Source organism: Lysinibacillus fusiformis, from assembly GCF_003049525.1.
In the GTDB taxonomy this organism is placed as follows: Bacteria; Bacillota; Bacilli; order Bacillales_A; family Planococcaceae; genus Lysinibacillus; species Lysinibacillus fusiformis.
Window position 1 is genome coordinate 340,832 of sequence record NZ_PYWL01000002.1, and the last position, 21,206, is coordinate 362,037.

The window sequence follows — 21,206 nt, forward strand, 5'->3', positions numbered from 1 at the left end:
CTATTAATAATAACGGTACTTTTGTATGAAGAAAAATGATTGTCTATTTTGAAATATCTAAAAAGTGTGGAGGGACGCCCTAATTCAAGTATATGTATGCACGTTTTCACTTAGAACTAAAAAAAGAAAACGATCTGTACGTTGCAAGCACAGAACCGTTTTCTAGAAATTTTATGATTGTTGCACAGCCTCAATTTCCAGTGTGAGGCGCTCAAGCTCGTCTACCAAATGACCAATATAGGCAATCGTATCTCGAAGTGGTTGATCCGTTGTAATATCAACGCCTGCCATTTGTGCTAATTCCACAGGGGATTTTGTTCCACCAGCCTGCAGGACAGCTAACCATTCTTCAACAGCTGCATCACCTTCTTTTAAAATGCGCTGAGATACTTGTGTTGAAATAGTTAAGCCCGCACTATAAGTGTATGGGTAAAGGCCCATATAATAATGAGGCTGACGCATCCACGTCAGTTCAGCACCTTCCGTAATATCCACTGCATCACCCCAGAATTCTTCTAGCACCGAACGTTTTAACTGGTTTAAAATATTCGCATTGACAGACTCACCAGCGTCCACCAATTCATATACTTTTCGTTGGTACGCGGCTTCAAGTAAGTGTGTGACAAAGTTATGATAATACGTTTTAGAAACAATATTTGAAATCACCCAACGCTTAAAGCGCACATCTTCATTATGCGTTAATAAATAATTCGCTAGCAGCATTTCATTCATAGTAGATGGTGCTTCAATAAAGTATAGGGAAGGGCGACTGTTAAAATAGGATTGATGCGCATACGTATTCGCAAAATGTCCTGCATGACCAAGCTCATGAACGAGGGTAAAGACTTCATTCATACGTTCATTCCATGACATTAAAATATATGGGTGACTACCATAAGGACTTGAACAGAATGCCCCTGTAGATTTCCCTTTATTTGGTGCAAAGTCGATCCAACGTTCCTTGAAGGCTCTGTCCATTAGGTGATTGTAGTCTTCACCCATAACCGCTAATGATTTATCAACATATTCCTTCGCTTCGTCCATCGATAATTTTGGATCATAGGCAGAATCTAAAGCGATTTTCAAATCTGCAAATGTCATGTGCTCAATGCCATTCGCTTTTTGAATTAATTTTGCATATCGACGCATATGTGGGGCAAGCTCTTTTGAAATCAAATCGATTTGGCGATTATAAAGGGAGCGATCGACATCTTGATCGAATAGTAAATAATCAAAAATGGAATCAAAGCCTCGTAGATCCGCCATTGTTTTTTCTTGTTGAATATGTGTGTTATAAACTTGTGCTGTTGTATGTTGATAATCACTCAACTTGCTTGAAAAAGCTTTAAAGGCAGCACGGCGCACTTCTGTATTGGCCTCAAACTCCCAATTATTTTCATAAAGGACAAAGCTTAACGGATGCCTTTCACCATCTGCTTCAAATTCACCAAAATTCATATCTACTAATTTCGTCGTATTATATGTTTCGTATGGCGCATCAAAAGTAGAACTAAAGGCAGCAAGCGTTTTTTCAACTTCTGGATGTAGCTGATGAGGTTTCCGTTTTAATAATTCCTCTAAATAATGTTTGTAAAGAGGGCTTAATGTTGCTGCTTCTTGTAGTACCCCTTCATCCAAAGCAAGTAATTCACTCCGTACGAATGATAAGGCACTGCTTATTTTACCGATAGCTGTACCAAATTTTGCAGCACGCATTTGGGCTACATCATCTGTTCGATCTACCTGTAGGTTTAAGCTCGCATACGTACCAATTGGAACGATACTTTTTTGCAAATTTTCGAAAGCCGTTAATACATCGATAACTTTTTGCGCATCTGTAATGGAGCCTTGATACGTTTGTTCAAAGCTAAGAGCCTCCTCTACAAGCTGCGCTAAAATAGGTTCAAAATCTGCATCATTTTTCAGTAAATCAGTTAAATCCCACGTTTCTTCTACTGCAACATCTTTTCGTAATGGTAAAACTTCCATTTATAAACACCCCTTTACATATAAGTGATTTCATTATAACGAAACTATTTCGGAAAGTGAAATAATTTAATAGAATAGTTGAAATATTCTTAAAGAAAAGAGTCCTGTTTTTTAATCCAGTAAGTAGGAGTATGTTTGAAATATTGCTAGACGGGAACAATATGTGTATAGCCAACATCATTTGTAACGCATACTAAAGGCTAGAACAATTGACACATTGGAGGAGAAGTAATTATGACACAAAACTTAAACAAACAATTAAATAAGCTAGTATCAACATGGTCAGTACTTTATACAAAGCTGCACAATTATCATTGGTATGTCACAGGGCCCGCATTCTTTACACTGCATGCAAAATTTGAAGAATTGTATAATGAAACAACGTTGAATTTAGATGAAATTGCAGAACGCATTCTTTCGAAGGATGGCAAGCCTGTTGCGACTTTAAAAGAACATCTAGAGCTATCCTATGTAGAGGAAGCAACAGGAAATGAGTCGACGGAGGAAATGGTAGCAACGACGATTTCGGATTTCCAAAAGCTTATGAAAGCGTTGAATTCCACAATGGAGCTAGCAGCAGAGGAAGGGGATGACCGTACAGAGGATTTACTGAATGCGATGTACCAATCCCTTGAAAAGCATACTTGGATGTTAAAAGCCTTCCTCGACAAATAAACGGTTTACAAGCATTCCCAGACAATTTGGGGATGCTTTTTTTTTAGGTTTTTTATCTCTTTATGACAAAAAGAGGACTTGTATAAAAGCATAGTAACATTTATTACAGTTTGGTAACGAAGCGGCAAAAAGAGTTTGTTTCCCCATAGTCAGGGTAATTATTTAGTAAGCCATACAAATTAGGAGGAATTGAACATGAACATGAACATGAACATGATGAATGAACAAAATCCAAAAATTGAGGTGGCCCATACAAGGGACGAAATGCTTCATATTCTAGAAAATATGCGAACAGAAGGTTTCCATAAAGAGGATATCCATATTATTGCGAAAGACTCCCAGCAGTTGGAGGATGTGAAATGGGATGATGATGTCCACACACATGAGGCTGGTAACTGGGTGGACCAATTTAAATCTTGGTTTACAGGTGATTCTGCTGTAACAGAAGGATTAAAACGCTTTAATCTTTCCGAGGGGCAAATCGCTTACTATGCTCATCTTGTAGAGCAGGGGAGTATCGTATTATTTGCAGAACGGGATGATGATTATGATACGCTACAATCACAACACCCGGAAACAGCTGCTGAGCAGGAAGAGCGTTTAAGACAAGAACGCCTGAATGAGGCTGAGCAACTTAGAAGATTTTTATAAAAGGAAAACAGTTTGATTATTGTGAATCACTCTGTTCAGACTGTAGACAAACTCTCAATGAATTTTGAGTTTGTCTACAGTCTTTTTTCTTTGACAATTTGACAATAAAATAAAATAAAGTAAAGCAAAGCTCGACCCCGCCCGCAGAAAGCGTACACCCTAGTAGCTAGTGTATTACTAAAAATGGGTGATTGTAGGGATGACAACAGCCATCGAGAGTGAACTTCTCGATGGCTGTTGCCCATAGTTTGAACAGAGTGATCATTGTGGATCACTCTGTTTTTTAATGAATTACTTTTTCTGGTGCATCTTTTTTAATAAAGCGCAATACATGGAAATGCTCTAATTGAGCAAATAAATTACCAATCAAAATAAAGCTACCACCAATAACGAGTTTCACTGTCAATCCTTCACCGATGAACATCATCGCAAACATTGCTGCAAATATAGGTTCTAGGGAAAAAATTAGACCTGTATGTGTAGCAGAAGTATACTGTTGTGCAACAGTTTGACCAACGAAGCAAAACGCACTACAAATGATTCCAAGACCTAAAATAGCAATCCAGGATGTCGTATTATTTGGTAACGTCGGTGTTTCCAATAATAATGTTAGGATTAGCGCATAAATGCCAGCGAAGCCTAATTGGTAAATGCCGTATGAAATAGATTCCACATTCCGTGTAAATGAACTGTTTAAAAGTAAATAAATAGAATAGCATAGAGCAGCGATTGCTACTAACAAATCTCCTTTATGGAAGGAGAATGAACCTTGCGCCGTTAATACTGTTATACCAATCATCGTACAAATAATTGCAAAGCTGACGGCTCTGGAAGGTAATTTTTTATCAATAAAGCTACTGAAAATCGGCACTAATACAACCGTTAGACTTAAAATAAAGCCTGCATTTGAAACTGACGTGGACTGTAAGCCAAATAAGCTTAATGCGAACACAATGAATAATAAAAATCCTTGGATAGCTGCATATTTTAAAGTCTTACCATTTACCTTAATCATCCGTTTATAAAAAATAAGCCCTGCTACTAAAAATGCGATGATACAACGCAATGCCACCACATTATAAACAGCCAATGTTTCAAGCCCCATGACCATAAAGGTATAAGATAGTCCCCAAAACATTGTGACAATAACCATCAATACATTTGCTTTTCCTTGGATACTCATTATGTTCACCTACCATCTGTGTACTAAAACAGTTTTTATACTAAAAATTACTATATATCTTGTGTTGAGATTAGTAAAACGAATGTTTATAATGATTAGGATTAAAAAAATTCATGTATGTAGAGGTATTGCTGATGAGCTTAGTGAAATATGAGATTTTAACAAAGGTAGCAGAGGTAGCAAGCTTTACAAAAGCAGCAGATGCACTCGGACTAACTCAGTCTGCTGTCAGTCACGCCGTGTCAAGTTTAGAAAAAGATTTTGGATTTGCGCTCATACATCGAAGTAGAGTGGGTGTCACACTGACAAGTGAGGGGCAAACCATGCTAAGGGCGATGCGTCAGGTTTTAGACGCACAGGAATTATTGCAACAAGAGGCAGCACATATTCATGGAGTAACAAGAGGAAACGTGCGTATTGGCGTTATTTCAAGTATATCTTCCAATTGGATGCCAGAAATTATTAGGATTATGGATAATCAGTTTCCTGGAATACAGGTGGAATTACGCGAGGGTGATTATTATGAAATTGAACAATGGCTACTCAGTGGGGAAATAGAGGCTGGTTTTTTAAATGGTCAAAAATCTGAGCAATATCAGTATACGGAATTACAGCAGGACCCTTTATTATGTATCGTTTCAGATCAAAGTCCACTATTTAATAAGTCTGAGATCGATATTGTTGATTTGGAAGATATGCCTTTTATTATGACTTCCTATAAAGGGACCAATGATGTCAAAGTTTTGTTGGAACAATATCATGTGAAGCCCAATATTCGCTTTGAGCTTTCAGAGGAGGTCGGCATTGTTTCCATGATTTCTCATCAACTTGGGATTAGTATTTTACCCCAATTGGTCATTCAGACTTTGCCGCCTACCTTAAGAGCGATTCCTCTGAAGCAAGGTGCCTACCGTACGATTGGGATTGCGATGAAGCATAATGCATCACCTGTAACGAAGAAATTTGCGGAAATTTTAAGTGCATGGTTAATGGAACAAAAAAATGCACTATGATGGAATCTATTGAAGCCTATCCTTGCATTACGGTAAAATAGTAGGTGTATATATTTTAGAAAATAGGTGAGTGGATGGGGACATTACAAGGTAAAACCGTACTCATTACAAGTGGGGGAACACTTGAAAAATGGGATCGTGTACGAGGGCATACGAATTTATCAAAAGGGACAATGGGCTGTTATTTAGCGGAGGCGGCACTCGCTGCTGGTGCTAATGTAGTATATATGCATGGTTATTTTGCACAGCTTCCAGTGAATCACGATCAAATGAAATTGATTAGATTTGAAGGTATTGAGGATTTAGGAGAAAAGGTTCGTTATGCTGTCCAACAAGAGCATGTAGATATCGTTATTATGGCTGCGGCTGGCTCCGATTGGGTCATCGATAAAGTATATGATCAATCAGGCAATTTGATGGAGGAAGCGGGGAAAATGCCTTCCGATGAGCCACCTATTATTCATTTTAAAAAGGCGCCAAAAGTCTTAGGGCAAATTAAAGGCTGGCAACCGAATGTGACGCTAGTAGGGTTTAAGCTAGAAGCGACCGATGACGAGGAGTTTTTATTAGCACGTGCACGACTGCGAATGGAAACAGCTCATGCTCAATTGATGGTAGCCAATAGCTCTCAATCTTTATATGGCGGGGACGAGCCCCATTGGATTGTACCTGCTGATGGACTGCCTATGAAAGTAATGGGCAAGCAAAAAACAGCCGAAGCTTTAATGATATATTTACAACTTCAATAAATATGAACTGTGTAGAGAAATATTTCTACACAGTTTTTTCTTGTCTAAAAGAGGAGTATCATTTAATATTTACTTAACGGTCGGTAAAAAAGGAGAATGATGATGGGGAATAAGGAACAAACTTTTCAAAAGATTATAGAAGTTGCTTATGTGATGTTTGCAGAAAAAGGGTTTGAAAAAACAAGCTTAGCCATGATTGCTGCAGAGGTCGGTATATCAAAACCAGCCATTTATTATTATTTTCAATCAAAGGATCAATTAATCACTTACTTATTTGATGAACTGTATAAAGTAATTCAACAGGATGTCGCTGTGGATTATAAAGAGCTTTCTCGCGTTAATTTCAAAGAGGAATTACTAGAGCTGGGCTATAAGTCTATTGAGGCGCAGGGCAAGGATCCTTATTTTAATAAAATATTTAACCAATATGTACTATTAGCAGCTCGCGATGAAAGCTATAAGAAACAATTAGTAGAGCTAGAAACCAGCTTTTTAACAAGCTTTGTGGAAGTCCTACAATATGGCGTGGAGTTAGGGGTTCTAGAGGATACTCCCACTATAGAAGCAAAGGCACAGATGCTAGCCTTGGTCTATGATAATATCGGTAATTTCATGTTAACAGGTAACCAATTGGACTACAGAGCTATTTGGAAGGAGGCTGTGCATAGTGTTATCCAAGGAGGCGAAGATGGTAATAAGAGATGATAATCGGCGCATTGAAGGTCTTGATTTTGCAAGAGCTCTCGCCATGTTTGGTATGTTCATTGTCAATTTTGGAGTCATAACGGGTTCTACAACGAATGGTTCAACATGGTTGATGGCCTTACAAAATCTATTTGAGGGGCGTGCCTCGGCCGTATTTGTCATGCTAGCAGGAATAGGAACAGCTTTAATGACTCGTCAGGCTAGAGAGACTAAGGACCCAATACTTCTTCGTAAGAATCGACTTACTTTGTGGAAGAGGTCGTTTTTGTTATTCGTGATAGGAATAGTCCTATATGCAGTAGGCTGGACAGGAGATATCTTACATTATTATGGCGTGTATATGTTTGTTGCCGCATGTTTGATTGCCCAATCCAAGAAAATGATGATGTTCATAATCGGTGTCATCCTCATCCTTTCACAATGGCTCCAAATTCAATTTAATTACTTCGCTGGGTGGCATCCAACATATGTATTACTAGAGTATCTTGATTTTTGGACACCGGCAGGATTTATAAGAAATTTGATGTTTAATGGCTATCATCCACTATTTCCCTGGATTTGTTTCTTTCTAACTGGCATGGTAATCGGCACATTAGATTTAACTAATCGTTCATTACGAAAAATCTTATTGGTGATGGGCTTATTGCTAGTCATAATGACGGAGACTTTTTCAACGATATTTATTAAGATGACAACGATCCATTTATTAGATGTAGAGAGTGCATTGTATTTATTTGATACGGGACCGATTCCACCGAATATGATGTATGTTCTATCTAACTCAGCGTCGGCAATTGTCCTTATCGTGGGCTCCATCTATCTTGTTGAGACATGTAAAAATAAAGTAATTGAAGCTTTGATCTTTACGGGACAATTGTCTTTAACGCATTATGTCGGCCATGTTTTTATTGGGATTGGAATATTAATTGTTTGCCAAAAGTTGGAGAATCAGACGCTTACCTTTTCCATGCTATATGCCTGCTGTTACTTTGTAGGATGTGTGCTTGTTTCTGTCTGGTGGAGAGCTAAACATCGTCGAGGTCCCCTTGAATTCTTGATGAGGAAATGGAGTTCGTAATAAATTAATGGATTGCCATCTATTTCTCGTTGATTAGGCATAAAATACTTTAGATATAGATAGTTTTCTAATCTAAAATAATCATTACAAAGTATTCAGCTAGGTTTTCTAATATTTTATATTGACAATCTTATTACAGAATTATAGAATTATTTTCAAGAAACGCAGTACTCTTATCAAGATAGGTGGAGGGACTTGGCCCAATGAAGCCTCGGCAACCGAAACATAGGTGCTACTTCCAACCGATGTATCTGAGAGATAGGAGGGGCTATCAATCAGTTTGATGCATTGGCCTCTTTTGTACAACAAGGATGAAAAAGAAGGGGTGTATCGTATGGCTCAGTCGGCAAAGGTAGAAGATAAGAAATTAGAGGCTATTGCAAAGGCCATTCAAAATCTTGAATTTGGTGAAGTGCATATTACGATTCAGGATGGTGTAATTGTTCAAATTAATAGGCTTGAAAAGCAGAGATTTCCTCAGAAGAAATAAAGGATCATTTCAGTTGAACGATGTGAAAAGGCCACCAATAAGCATGGTTTCCGTTGCTTACAAGTGGCCCTTTTTTTATGGCAATTAGCTATAGAAGCTTTTTGGAATCTGACCGATATGACGGCGATGATAGAGAAGGGGCTCCTTTTGAGAGTTTGTAATATCTAGCACCTGGCCAATAAAAATAGTATGATCACCTGCATCTATTTGCTGAAAGGATTTACATTGTAAAATAGCTGCTGTATCATGTAAAATCGGTAGTCCTAAAGAAGAAGTAGACCATTTTGCTTGAGCAAAGCGATCTGGGACTTTACTTGCAAATAATGTACATAATTGCTCTTGATCACTTGCTAAAATATTGACAGCGAATTTTTCCGCACTCATAAAGTAAGGATGGAGCTGAGATTTTTTATCAAGTGACCATAAAATAAGTAGTGGATCAATAGAAACAGATGCAAAAGAATTGACGGTTAAGCCAATTGGATTCGTTTCATGACAAGCTGTAACAACTGTTACACCTGTAGGATAGTTACCTAATGCCAATTTAAAAGCAGCAACATGATCTGTCATTCAAATCACCTCTTTATAGTTAGTAATAAATTAGTTAACGGAGTTAGTAGGTAAATTGCACTTTTTTCATACCATATAGTAACTCCTTTTCTTAAGTAAATATTAAATCAATTACACATCCAGGTAAAGCTAATGGGGGAAAGAAAGGGGAATTGCCATGACTTTATATTTTGATCATCTGGTACATCAAGTAGAATCACCGGAAAATATAAAGGTTTTCTTCAATAAACGAAATGTCCATACAGTGAACGGTGGTCAACACACGATGTGGGGGACTTACAATACGCTAAGTTATTTTGGCTTAAGCTATATTGAACAAATCGCTATTTATGATCGTGATTTATTTGAGCAAGCGGCCCTGTACCCATATTCCCTACATTATACGTTTAAACGTGATCGTGAGCGCCAAGGATTTTCACGAATTGCCTTGCGCACCAAAAATATTGAAGACGATGGTCAACGATTGCGTGCATTGGGCTATGAAGTATATGGTCCCGATGCTTGTAGCCGCACAAGACCAGACGGCACGATAATCGAATGGAAGCTATTGCATTTTGGCAGACCTGGCCTTTCAGTGGATTTTCCTTTCTTAATTGAATGGGCAGATGGAGATGAGGAGCGTTTGGCTCAATTAAAGGCTAGTGGCGCGATTGATGAAAAACAAGCCATTACAATGGAATCCATTCAGTTTTTTGTCAAGGATGTGGAGGAGACGGTGCAGCTTTGGCAGAAGGTATTACAACTACCCGAGTTTGAGCAGCATGAGCAGTTTATGTCTCTACAGCTAGCGAATATGCGCTTGGATTTTTATGAGGAAGCCTCAGCATCTAGCATGACGCTCGGTCATTTAAAAGAAGGGCCAATCGGTGTAACATTAAAGGATCCACACCGAACAAAGGAAACATTAGTGTGTCCAGGTGCTTTTTATTGGATTAATAAATAAATTAAAAATCCACTTCAATCGTTGAAGTGGATTTTTATGTGCAAACATGCAAAAAGTGGATTGAGCCATTTTCAAATACTTCATCCACTTACTATATTCTAGCTTATAATTTTACAACATTTGATGCTTGCGGGCCTCGATTGCCTTCCACAACATCAAATGAAACCTTTTGACCTTCTTCAAGTGTACGGAAGCCTTCCTCCTGGATGCCCGTAAAATGTACAAATACATCTTCTCCATCATCACATTCAATAAAGCCATAACCCTTTTCATTATTGAACCACTTTACGATCCCATGTTGCATAAGCATTCGCCTCCAATGCGCTTGAAAGTAAGATAAAGTTAAAGAAGTCGTGCTATCAATGAGAAAATGTGAAAAAAATGCATTTTCTCTTAGAACATACATGAATTGAACAAAAATGTCAATTGATTGTCGGAATGCTAGCATATCTGACTTTCTTTTTTTTCACAATTAAGACTATAATGGAAATGAACAACATAGAAAGTAGGATGCCAAATGACAACGAAAAATCAACCATTAACAGATTTAGAAATCGCGAGTCAAGCAGTGATCAAACCTATTACGGAAATTGCCAATGCTGCAGGTATTCCAGAGGATGCACTTGAGCAGTATGGCCGCTACAAAGCGAAGATAGACCCATTAAAAATTACAGCTCAAGGTGAGGACGCAAAGGTTGTATTAGTGTCAGCTATTAGTCCAACCCCAGCAGGTGAAGGGAAGTCGACTGTGACTGTAGGACTAGCTGATGCCCTTCATCAATTAAATAAGAAAGTGATGGTAGCTTTACGTGAACCATCTCTTGGTCCAGTAATGGGCGTAAAAGGTGGCGCAACAGGCGGAGGCTATGCACAGGTAGTACCAATGGAGGATATTAACTTACACTTCACTGGTGACCTTCACGCGATAACAACAGCCAATAATGCTTTATCCGCATTTATTGATAATCATATCCACCAAGGGAATGTCTTAAACATTGATCCACGACGTATTATTTGGAAACGTGTGATGGACTTGAATGATCGTTCATTACGGAAAGTGATTGTCGGATTAGGAGGGCCTGTTCAAGGCATGCCACGTGAAGACGGCTTTGATATTACGGTTGCCTCCGAAATTATGGCAGTGTTCTGTTTAGCAACAAGCATTGAGGATTTACGCGAGCGCATCGCTAGCATTGTAATTGGCTACACATTTGAGCGCGAGCCTGTTTTTGTGCGTGATTTACAGGTAGAGGGTGCCTTAACATTATTATTGAAGGATGCCTTTAAGCCAAACTTAGTACAAACATTAGAAGGGACACCAGCTATTATACATGGTGGTCCATTTGCTAATATTGCCCATGGCTGTAATTCCATTATGGCGACACAAACTGCTCGTAAGCTAGCTGATATTGTGGTGACAGAAGCGGGCTTCGGCTCTGATTTAGGTGCTGAAAAGTTCATGAACATTAAAGCTCGTAAAGCAGGCTTTAAGCCAAGTGCCGTTGTGATCGTAGCAACGATTCGTGCACTAAAAATGCATGGTGGTGTTCCAAAAACATCACTTGTCGGTGAAAATGTGGAAGCCCTGCTCCAAGGGATTGAAAATTTAGCTAAACACGTCGACACGGTACGTACATTTGGTGTTGAACCGATTATTGCATTAAATCGTTTCATTACAGACACAGAGGCAGAGCTAGAGGCAGTTCTAAACTGGTGCCAAGAAAATCATGTACGTATTGCCCGAACAAATGTCTGGGAAGAGGGCGGTAAAGGTGGAGTAGCCTTAGCTGAACAAGTACTAGCTGTGTTGGAAGAAGAAAACAACTTCTCACCATTATACGATGTAACAGAGTCCATTGAAGAAAAAGTGCGTACCATTGTACAAAAGGTATATGGTGGAAAAGATGTTCAATTCACAGACCAAGCTAAAAAACAAATGGCTCAAATTGAAAAATTTGGCTGGGATTCTCTACCGATTTGTATGGCGAAAACGCAATACTCTTTATCCGATCAGCCTAGCTTACTTGGACGTCCAGAAGGCTTCACGGTCACAATTCGTGAGGTGATTCCAAAGCTTGGTGCTGGTTTCTTAGTTTGTCTGACAGGCGATATTATGACAATGCCAGGACTACCAAAAGCTCCTGCAGCTTTACGCATGAATGTCGATAATGACGGACATGCGGTAGGATTGTTCTAAATAAATGTTGAAAAGCTGCCCTTTAACAGAGGTGCAGCTTTTTTTATTTATTAGCTGATTTAAAAGCCTAGTCATTTTAACATATCCTTCCTCAAATGCCACTAAAAAGGATTCTGATATCTTCCTTCTATACTTGATAACCTGTCGAAACATTCATCATCGCCATTTTTTTTTAGAAAATTTACGATTCTAGTTGAAAAACTAGGATTTTTTTTCATGCGATTAAAAACTCGAGGAGCTTCCTTATATAAATGTGTTTGGTATTTTTTATCAATAGTTCTCTGTTATTGGAAGGAAAAAGCGAATTTTTACAAAGAGAAGCAATTGTCAAATGAATTTTTATTTAAAAAATACATTGAATTTTCTTTTTATTTTAAATATAATTTACTTAATTCTAATTCGGAACACTGTTCCGATTATAGGAACACGGAGGGATGGAGTCTTGAAAATCGCAACAGATATTGGCGGTACTTTTACCGACCTAGTTTATACAGATGAGAAAGGAAATCTTCATTTTGACAAAGGGCATACGACGCCAGGGCATTTTGAGGATGGGATATTAAACGTATTAGGACGACATGTAACAGAGGATTCTCTCATGGAATCGTTTATTCATGGTTCTACGGTAATTATTAATACATTAACAGAGAGAAAAGGTGGCAAAGTCGGATTAATTACAACAAAAGGCTTCCGTGATATTTTAGAAATTGCACGAGGTAACCGACCAGACTTATATAATTTTAAATATAAAAAGCCAGAGCCATTTGTAGAGCGTTATTTACGACAAGAAATCGATGAACGCATTGATTTTAAAGGAAATATTATGAAAGCGCTTAATAGGAACGAAGTTGGAGAGATTGTTCGTCAATTTAAGGAATCAGGTGTAGAGGCAATTGCCATTTCGCTTATTCATGGCTATAAAAATCCCATTCATGAGCAGCAATTAAAAGAAGAAATAGTAAAAATTTGGCCCGAGGTGTATATTACACTTTCAAGCGAAACGATTAAGGAATATCGTGAATATGAAAGAACAAATACAACGGTTTTAAATTCATATGTGAAGCCCATTGCTCACGCTTATTTAAAAAGCTTAAAAGAAAAATTGAGCACAGTTGGTATTACGGATCATTTAAAAATTATGCAATCAAATGGTGGGACAACAAGCTTTGATAAAGCTATGGAGTTACCAATCAATCTAGTCGAGTCTGGCCCTGTAGCAGGAATGTTTGGGGCAGCAAAATTAGGTGAGCTTCTAAATGAGTCCAATATTATTGCCTTTGATGTGGGTGGTACGACAGCGAAATGCTCACTTATTACAGATGGCAAAGTAAACGTTACGACAGATTACTATATTGAAAGAAATGAAAAATTTGCTGGCTATCCAATTAAAACTCCAGTTGTAGATATTGTTGAAATCGGCAATGGTGGGGGCTCTATCGCTCGTGTGGATCAGTTCGGTTCCTTAAAGGTTGGTCCGGATTCTGCTGGGGCAAACCCAGGTCCAGTAGCCTATGGGCTAGGCAATACACAGCCAACGATTACGGATGCTAATGTTTATTTAGGAAGATTATCATTAGCAAACTTCGATAATCCAATTTCTATCGACAAAGTAGAGGAAGCACTTGTTGAAGCGATTGCGAAACCATTTAATGTTTCAGCGGAAGAAGCAGCGCAAGGTATATTAGATATTGCGAATTCCAATATGTTAAATGCGTTGAAGCTCATTTCCATTCGTAAAGGCTATGATCCAGAAGACTTTACAATGGTTGCCTTTGGCGGTGGTGGTCCACTACACGCTATTAATTTAGCAGAGGAATTAGGCATGAAAAAGGTCATTATACCTTATGGCTCTTCTGTCTTTTCAGCATTAGGAATGATGATGACAGAATATCGACAAGACTATATCCAAACAAGTTTAATGGGCTTTGATCACACGCATCTTGCGGAAATTCAAGCGAATATTGATCAAGCTATTGAAAGTGCCTATGCTGACGCACCTTTATCGAAAGAGCATTATTATTTCGAAATTAATTATGATTTACGTTATAAAGGCCAAGAGCATGCAGTCAAATTGAACGCATCGAATATCACGATTGATGATGAAGGGCTTCTTCAATTGGCTGAAGCGTTCCATGTAAAACATAAACAAGAATTTTCATTCGATTTGCCAACTACTCCAATTGAATTAGTAAATCTACACATTACCATCTATGGAAAAGATGAGGCTGTTCAATTTAAAGAATTAGATTTCTCTCATATTGATGTGTCAACATGTATCAAAACAAAGCGCAACTTATATGTGAAAGAAAAGGGTTGGGTTGAAGTCAATGTTTATGACCAGCAAAAGCTTGCTCCTGGGTATGTCATTGCAGGTCCTGCTATCGTTGAAAACCCAACATCTACAGTCGTAATCAATGAGAAGCAATCCATAGAAATTGATAAATATGGAAATTTGATTGTAGAGATGGAGGGGAAATAAATCATGAAAAAAGACGTTTTTGCTGTAGAGATTATTCAGGATTCATTGCTAGCCATAGGGGATGAAATGTTTGTCGCTCTAGCACGCTCTTCTATGAGTCCCGTCATCTATGAAGTATTAGACTATGCCTGCGGTTTAACAGATGCACAGGGTAACTTAATTAGCCAAGGAAATGGTGTTACAAGCTTTATTGGTATGCTAAGTCCAATGGTGCAGCGAGTAATTGAAAAATTCGATCATGGACAAAAGTTACATGAGGGCGATGTCATTATTATTAATGACCCGTATGTAGGGGGAGGCTCGCATTTATCCGATGTTGGCTTAGTGCTTCCGATTTTTTATAATGGTGAAATCATTGCTTACTCTGCCAATAAAGCACACTGGACAGAAGTTGGGGGCATGGATCCTGGTTCATTTACAAGTAATTCTAATGAAATCTATCAGGAAGGTCTACAACTGCCAGGTGTTAAACTTTATCATAAAGGTGAATTGAACGAAGCCATTTATGAGATTATCTCGATGAATGTTCGTTTGCCAGAGCTATCTATCGGCGATATGTTTGCACAAGTAGCGGCCTTAAAAACAGGCGAAAGGCGAATTACAGAGCTTTGTCAGAAGTTTGGTGCTGAATCGGTGAGCTTGTCCATTCAAAAACTATTGGACAAGGGTGAAAAAATTGTAGAGCTAGAGCTTCAGCATTTGCCAAAAGGTGAGTTTTACGCGGAGGACTTTATTGAGGGAGATCCATTAAAGGGCGGACCATACCCGATTAAAGTGAAAGTAACGATTAGTAATGAAGAATTTATTTGTGATTTTAGAGGCTCCCACCCAGCGGTGAATGTGCCAGTAAACTGTTCCAAATTTGGTTTAATGGCAAGTGTGCGTGTCATGTTCCTAGCATTACTAGGTGATATTGATGTCATTAATGAGGGAGTCTTTAAACGCTTAACTATTTTAACGGATGAAAATTCCATTGTCTCTGCTAAGCGCCCACATCCAGTATCCATGAACTTTGAGGCACGTATTGGGGCAGCAGATTTAATTTGGAAAGCACTTGCGCCACATTTACCAGAAAGATTATCAGCAGGACACTTACAATCCGTTTGTACATTTATTCTGACAGGTAAAAATCCTGAAAATGATGAGTCATTCCTTATCGTTGAACCATCTGTTGGTGGTTGGGGAGCATCGAATGATGAAGATGGTCAAAGCGGGCAATATTGTATGGGAGATGGTGAAACTTATAATCTACCTGTGGAAATTGCCGAAACGAAATATGGCATTCAAATTGATGAATATAGCTTAAACTGTGACGGTGCAGGTACAGGCCAGTTTAGAGGTGGCTTAGGTGTACGTCGTGTATATACCATCAATAATGATGGTCAAAAGGTTTCAGTCAACTTAGGGAGACACCAATTCGCTCCATTCGGTTTAAGTGGAGGAGGCGAAGGGTCTCATAACTATTTAATCGTTCATAAAAAGGATGGTTCCACAATTGGACCAGTTGGCGTACTAGCCAATTATGAATTGCAAAAAGGCGATCGTATTGAGCTAGTTACAGCAACAGGTGGTGGCTATGGTAATCCACTTGAAAGAAGTAAAGAGGCTATAGAGCGTGATGTGTTAAATGAATATATTTCTGTAGAAGTAGCAAAAAAGCATTACGGTTATCAAAACGCTTAAAGGGAGAAATGAATGACTGTCAAGACATTAAAAAACTCATTAGATATACTAGAGTGTTTTGCGACGACAGAAAATGCATTAGGTGTTCGTGAAATTTCGCGCATGATGAAAATGCCGACAAGTGTCGTACAAAGAGCCATTCATACATTTACAGAAACGGGTTATTTAATTCAGGATGAAGGCACGAAAAAGTATAAATTAGGCTACAAAATGTTCCTTTTTTATGATGTGCTCTCACATACAATGGACCCACACTCGACTATTTATGAATTAATGCAAAATCTTGCAAGTGAAATAAACGAATCGGTGTTTCTCACTTATATGGACAATGAATATGGTGTCACAACAAAAATTGCCGAAAGTAATAAAAATGTAAAGTATGCGGTGTCTTTAGGAACAAAGACACCCCTTTACATCGGTGCTTCCTGTAAAGTCATGTTCGCCTTTTTAGAAGAGGATAGACAGCTTGAATTAATAGCATTTTTTCAAAGCAAGCAATCGAAAGAGGAGCATAATGAATTTCTTGAGACATTAAGGGAAGAGCTACAAAGTATACGCCAAAATAAATGGTGTGTAACCGTTGGTGAATACAATGAACACGCTTTTGGCATCAGTGTACCGTTATTCAACTATAAAAAAGAAATCATCGCATCTCTTACAATTTCTGGGTTAGTATACGATATAGATGATCAAAGGGAGAAATATATGCTTGACCAGTTAGTGAAAGTAGTTCATCAGATACAATCGCATATTTCAAAACTATAACAGCAATAGGGGAGCTGACAGTATGAATAATAAAGTATTACACCCACGGGCTTTGGAGCCTGTAACGCTACTAATGATTATTTTAACATCAGTCATTGGGGCCATTATCGGGATACAGCTGATTACGACTTTAGGAATTTCTGCCAATACATCTATCGTAGGGGCAATATTTGCGATGATTCTAGGAAGAATTCCAATTGGCAAGCTCATTGCATTTAAATCGGTGCATAGACAAAATATAATCCAAACGGCCATTTCAGCCGCAACATTTAGTGCAGCGAGTAGCTTAATGTTGCCAATTGGTATTCCATACGTTTTGGGCTATGAAAATTTAGTATTACCGTTGTTTATCGGTGTTATTTTAGCGATGTTTGTGGATGCTTTATTATTATATAAATTTTTCGATACAAAAATTTTCCCAGCAGCAGGTACTTGGCCACCAGGGATTGCGACAGCTGAAGCAATTAAGGCTGGCGATAAAGGCGGTAAAAATGCCAAAGTATTAGTTGGTGGTGTATTAATCGGTATCGTGGGATCAGTTCTAAAAATTCCAATGTCAGCTTTTGGGGTAGCGTTTATCGGTAATATTTGGGCGCTTACGATGTTTGGGATTGGGCTTTTACTAAGAGGCTATTCGGTTCAATTATTTAATGTTGACTTAAATGCTTATTATATCCCGCATGGGGTTATGATTGGTGCTGGGATTGTGGCACTTTTCCAAGTAGCCTTTGCTTTACTAAATAAAAAATCGATTAAAAAGTCAGAAGAGTTAATCTATTCGAAAGATGCAAAAGAAATTCGCCAAGCCTTTGGTGTTGGGTTTATTGCTTATTTAGCCATTGCCTTATTAATAGCTGTTTTAGGCGGCATTATCACACATATGTCATTTGGGATGTTAATAGGATTTATTCTCTTTGCCACAATCGCAGCATTTGTCCATGAGTTGATCGTTGGTATTGCGGCCATGCATGCGGGTTGGTTCCCAGCGTTTGCAGTGGCATTTATTACATTGATTGTTGGTATTTTAATAGGCTTCCCTGCACCAGCTCTTGCTTTGTTAGCAGGTTATAGTGCAGCTACAGGGGTTGCATTTGCGGATATGGGCTATGATTTAAAAACTGGTTTTATTCTGCGTGGAAATGGTAGTGATCCGGCACTAGAAAAAGAAGGGCGTAAACAGCAAATGATCGCTGGTATGTTGGCGTTCTCGATTTCTGCTATTGTTGTTTTACTATCCTACAAATCCTATTTTGCACAAGATTTAGTAGCCCCTGTTAACCATGTTTATGCGGCAACTATTCAATCTGGTGTTACAGGGGATGTAGCGAAACAATTAATGATTTGGGCAATTCCAGGGGCATTGATCCAATTGATTGGTGGCTCGAAACGACAAATGGGTATTCTTTTTGCTACAGGTTTATTACTGATCAATCCGATTGCTGGATGGGCGGTATTAGCAGGTATCTTACTTCGTGTTATTTTCACATACGTGACGAAAGGTAAGAGAGAATCTGAAATGACTGTCTTTGCAGCAGGTGTTATTGCTGGGGATGCTTTATACAGCTTCTTCTCTTCTATTCTAAAAATAGGGAAATAGAAAGGAGTAATGCTCGATGGCAAAAGTATTAACGTATGAGGATGGAATTGCTGCTGTGTATGGAGGTGCAATCCTTGGCGGAGGCGGAGGTGGCCTCCTAGAGGAAGGACTCAAACTGTTGGAGGAAATTTTTGCAGCCGGGGATCCTCAATTAGTCGATCTGACAGAATTAGATGGCCAAGATTTAGTGGCGTGCGTCGCAATGGTAGGCGCACCTTCAGCAGCCGATCAATATATTTCGAACGAGCAGCTTTGCTGGAGCTATCGCAATATGAACACACATACCAATCACCGTTTAAAAGGCATCATTACCAATGAAAATGGTGCCATCACAACGATTAATGGCTGGTTGCAGTCAGTTTTATTAAAAGTGCCTGTCGTAGATGCTCCTTGTAATGGGCGGGCACATCCAACGGGTATTATGGGTTCCTTAAATCTTCATGAACAGGAAGACTATCAATCAGTACAATTTTACGCAGGTGGCAAAGATGACTTTGCGGTCCAAGGATTTGTGGAAGGTCCACTACAAAACACGGCTAAAACGGCACGACAAGCGTCTATTTTAGCAGGAGGGTTAGTAGGTGTGACGAGGAATCCTGTGACGATAGATTATTTACAGAAACATGGGGCACCGAATGCCATTACAATGGCTATTGAGCTTGGCTATCGTTTCCTCAATGGACAAACCTTTGACGATAAATTGACCCATATTTTGCAGCAATTGAATGGGGTGCATATCGTAACCGGTAAGGTCCAACATTATTCATTAACGAAGGAAAATGGCTTTGACGTAGGGAAATTATCCGTTGGCGATTACGATTTGACGTTCTGGAATGAATATATGACGTTATCGAAAGAAGGACAGCTACAATCGAAATTTCCAGATCTTATCATGACATTTGATACGGAAAAGATGCTGCCAGTTCCAAGTGCGAGCATAAAAGAAGGAATGCATGTGGCGGTCATCCATGTTGATCAATCTCATTTAAAATTAAGTTCAACGATGCAAAATCAAGAGCTATTAAAAGAAATTGATGAGGTCATCAAGGGCGTGTTGTAGGATCTACTGTTAACTAGCAAATAAACTAATAAAAGCTGCCATCATCTACATGACTGTAAGATGGGCAGCTTTTATTCGTCCTTCAGCGGGAAGGTATTACATTTTATCACGATCGTTCCTACTTCCTTTATAACTTCTAACAATTTTGGCTTACATGAATTTTCATTGTGTTTGTACGACTCATTCACGTGGTTTCATAAACTGGCAGTCATCATCGTGTACGATTTTCATTAAAGGGAGGAGCTACGTTCATACAACTTGAAGAAGGTAACAACCAATAACGAAAAACAATTACACATGGCTTCCATTTAATAATAACCTTTTGGTCGTAAAAACAACTAACTTGTTGTTCACAATTTTCGGCTGTACATCATGCTATGCGGGTTAAACAAAGAATTTCTAAGGGAAAGTGTTCACTTTTATTTGTTTGATGATTGGTTTTCTTTACTTATGTCATCTTGCAAACATACTATTCAATTGTAAGCCCGCTGAAGTTGATATTCATTCTGTCAAACACATAGCTGTTTGTACATAGCTGAAAAATATGAGGTACAGAACAAATTGTTTGTTCTGCAAGTTTATCTTATAATATTCTGAAAAATTAGTCAATTGAAAAGGTATTGATTTTTTATTTTTCGTGAGGGCTATAAATACAGTATAATCGTGTAGGAAGGGAATGAGTTTGAACTATGGATGATTTAATGAGTAAAGTACGAGAAATTTATGAACAGTTTGACGCTAGCCATGATTTCCAACATATTGAGCGTGTCTATCAAAATGCACTAGCGATCTTACATACAGAGCCAGCAGCAGATGCAGAAGTTGTTAAAATTGCAGTGCTGCTGCATGATGTGAGCGACAAAAAGTATACCGATAGTAAGGAACAGGAGGAACAGCTTATTGCAGAGCTCCCTGTTAGCGAGGAAAAAAAGCAACATATTCGAGATTGTATTGCACAAGTATCGTTTAATGGTGGAAATGAGCTAGAGGCTACATCCATGGAAGCGAAAATCGTTCGCGATGCAGACCGTTTAGATGCAATTGGAGCCATTGGCATCGCTCGAACATTTGCATATGGTGGTGCGAAAGACCGCAAGCTTTATGATAAGGATGAAGAAGCACGCACAAATATGTCGGAATCAGAATATCGTCAAAAAAATACGTCATCTGTCACTCACTTTTACGAAAAGCTATTGCTCCTAAAGGATTTAATGGTAACGGAAAAGGGCAAGCAAATGGCACTTGAACGTCATCAATTTATGGAAAGCTTTTTACAGCAATTACAACATGAAATAGGTCAATAAAACAACACGAACCGCCTTTCAATTGAAGGCGGTTTGTGTTGTTTTATTTGCATATTTGTTTGACATAATCATTTT

General features: G+C 38.6%; 19 protein-coding genes and 1 riboswitch. Of the genes, 15 read left to right on the forward strand and 4 right to left on the reverse strand.

Going from position 1 to position 21,206, the window contains the following annotated elements; all coding sequences use genetic code 11:
• Nucleotides 1-171 precede the first annotated feature (171 nt).
• A complete protein-coding gene (gene pepF / locus C9J29_RS06540) occupies nucleotides 172-1,989 on the reverse strand; it encodes an oligoendopeptidase F (RefSeq protein ID WP_090001781.1) in 1,818 nt (605 codons plus the stop codon).
• A 234-nt stretch (nucleotides 1,990-2,223) separates the two neighbouring features.
• On the opposite strand from pepF, the gene C9J29_RS06545 reads away from it, so the two are divergent.
• Complete coding sequence (locus tag C9J29_RS06545) at nucleotides 2,224-2,664, forward strand: Dps family protein (protein ID WP_008181825.1); 441 nt, start codon at nucleotides 2,224-2,226, stop codon at nucleotides 2,662-2,664.
• A gap of 195 nt (nucleotides 2,665-2,859) precedes the next feature.
• Nucleotides 2,860-3,315, forward strand: a complete 456-nt coding sequence (locus tag C9J29_RS06550; RefSeq protein WP_237068762.1) for a general stress protein — start codon at nucleotides 2,860-2,862, stop codon at nucleotides 3,313-3,315.
• A gap of 283 nt (nucleotides 3,316-3,598) precedes the next feature.
• On the opposite strand, the gene C9J29_RS06555 is transcribed toward C9J29_RS06550, so the two are convergent.
• The gene (locus tag C9J29_RS06555; protein WP_089985046.1) at nucleotides 3,599-4,498 is read right to left on the reverse strand and encodes a DMT family transporter; all 900 of its coding nucleotides are present in this window, start codon (nucleotides 4,496-4,498) and stop codon (nucleotides 3,599-3,601) included.
• 134 nt (nucleotides 4,499-4,632) lie between these two features.
• Between C9J29_RS06555 and C9J29_RS06560 the strand changes: the two genes are divergently transcribed.
• The 5 genes from C9J29_RS06560 to C9J29_RS06580 all read left to right on the forward strand — a co-directional run bounded on the left by C9J29_RS06560 (nucleotide 4,633) and on the right by C9J29_RS06580 (nucleotide 8,533).
• Nucleotides 4,633-5,511, forward strand: a complete 879-nt coding sequence (locus tag C9J29_RS06560; RefSeq protein ID WP_043990703.1) for a LysR family transcriptional regulator — start codon at nucleotides 4,633-4,635, stop codon at nucleotides 5,509-5,511.
• A 74-nt stretch (nucleotides 5,512-5,585) separates the two neighbouring features.
• Nucleotides 5,586-6,260 carry a phosphopantothenoylcysteine decarboxylase domain-containing protein gene (locus C9J29_RS06565; protein WP_107921819.1) on the forward strand — a complete coding sequence of 225 codons (675 nt, stop codon included), beginning with the start codon at nucleotides 5,586-5,588 and terminating at the stop codon, nucleotides 6,258-6,260.
• A gap of 102 nt (nucleotides 6,261-6,362) precedes the next feature.
• A complete protein-coding gene (locus C9J29_RS06570) occupies nucleotides 6,363-6,965 on the forward strand; it encodes a TetR/AcrR family transcriptional regulator (RefSeq protein WP_089985042.1) in 603 nt (200 codons plus the stop codon).
• On the forward strand, nucleotides 6,949-8,043 hold the full coding sequence (locus C9J29_RS06575) for a DUF418 domain-containing protein (protein ID WP_107921820.1): 1,095 nt from the start codon (nucleotides 6,949-6,951) through the stop codon (nucleotides 8,041-8,043). Before C9J29_RS06570 ends, C9J29_RS06575 begins: the two co-directional genes overlap by 17 nt.
• Nucleotides 8,044-8,213: 170 nt before the next feature.
• Nucleotides 8,214-8,308, forward strand: a riboswitch (SAM riboswitch).
• 69 nt (nucleotides 8,309-8,377) lie between these two features.
• Nucleotides 8,378-8,533, forward strand: coding sequence for a YezD family protein (locus tag C9J29_RS06580; protein ID WP_080709351.1), 156 nt, complete (start codon nucleotides 8,378-8,380; stop codon nucleotides 8,531-8,533).
• An 84-nt stretch (nucleotides 8,534-8,617) separates the two neighbouring features.
• Here C9J29_RS06580 and C9J29_RS06585 read toward each other — a convergent pair whose 3' ends face one another.
• The gene (locus tag C9J29_RS06585) at nucleotides 8,618-9,103 is read right to left on the reverse strand and encodes a flavin reductase family protein (protein ID WP_008180194.1); all 486 of its coding nucleotides are present in this window, start codon (nucleotides 9,101-9,103) and stop codon (nucleotides 8,618-8,620) included.
• A 157-nt stretch (nucleotides 9,104-9,260) separates the two neighbouring features.
• On the opposite strand from C9J29_RS06585, the gene C9J29_RS06590 reads away from it, so the two are divergent.
• Entirely contained in the window at nucleotides 9,261-10,046 is a 786-nt protein-coding gene (locus C9J29_RS06590) for a VOC family protein (RefSeq protein WP_008180197.1), read from the forward strand.
• 103 nt (nucleotides 10,047-10,149) lie between these two features.
• Here the strand turns inward: C9J29_RS06590 and C9J29_RS06595 are convergent, their stop codons facing one another.
• Nucleotides 10,150-10,350 carry a cold-shock protein gene (locus tag C9J29_RS06595; RefSeq protein WP_008180199.1) on the reverse strand — a complete coding sequence of 67 codons (201 nt, stop codon included), beginning with the start codon at nucleotides 10,348-10,350 and terminating at the stop codon, nucleotides 10,150-10,152.
• 213 nt (nucleotides 10,351-10,563) lie between these two features.
• Between C9J29_RS06595 and C9J29_RS06600 the strand changes: the two genes are divergently transcribed.
• From C9J29_RS06600 to C9J29_RS06630, 7 genes are all read left to right on the forward strand, one after another.
• A complete protein-coding gene (locus C9J29_RS06600; protein ID WP_008180201.1) occupies nucleotides 10,564-12,243 on the forward strand; it encodes a formate--tetrahydrofolate ligase in 1,680 nt (559 codons plus the stop codon).
• A gap of 442 nt (nucleotides 12,244-12,685) precedes the next feature.
• A complete protein-coding gene (locus C9J29_RS06605) occupies nucleotides 12,686-14,722 on the forward strand; it encodes a hydantoinase/oxoprolinase family protein (protein ID WP_107921821.1) in 2,037 nt (678 codons plus the stop codon).
• A 3-nt stretch (nucleotides 14,723-14,725) separates the two neighbouring features.
• Nucleotides 14,726-16,405, forward strand: coding sequence for a hydantoinase B/oxoprolinase family protein (locus C9J29_RS06610; protein ID WP_107921822.1), 1,680 nt, complete (start codon nucleotides 14,726-14,728; stop codon nucleotides 16,403-16,405).
• Between the two features lie 12 nt (nucleotides 16,406-16,417).
• Nucleotides 16,418-17,170: an IclR family transcriptional regulator gene (locus tag C9J29_RS06615; protein ID WP_008180206.1), complete on the forward strand. Its 753-nt coding sequence runs from the start codon at nucleotides 16,418-16,420 to the stop codon at nucleotides 17,168-17,170.
• A 22-nt stretch (nucleotides 17,171-17,192) separates the two neighbouring features.
• The gene (locus C9J29_RS06620) at nucleotides 17,193-18,767 is read left to right on the forward strand and encodes an OPT/YSL family transporter (protein ID WP_089985033.1); all 1,575 of its coding nucleotides are present in this window, start codon (nucleotides 17,193-17,195) and stop codon (nucleotides 18,765-18,767) included.
• 16 nt (nucleotides 18,768-18,783) lie between these two features.
• The gene (locus tag C9J29_RS06625) at nucleotides 18,784-19,827 is read left to right on the forward strand and encodes an S-methyl thiohydantoin desulfurase domain-containing protein (protein ID WP_089985031.1); all 1,044 of its coding nucleotides are present in this window, start codon (nucleotides 18,784-18,786) and stop codon (nucleotides 19,825-19,827) included.
• A gap of 689 nt (nucleotides 19,828-20,516) precedes the next feature.
• A complete protein-coding gene (locus C9J29_RS06630) occupies nucleotides 20,517-21,131 on the forward strand; it encodes an HD domain-containing protein (RefSeq protein ID WP_096364086.1) in 615 nt (204 codons plus the stop codon).
• The last annotated feature ends 75 nt before the right edge of the window (nucleotides 21,132-21,206 follow it).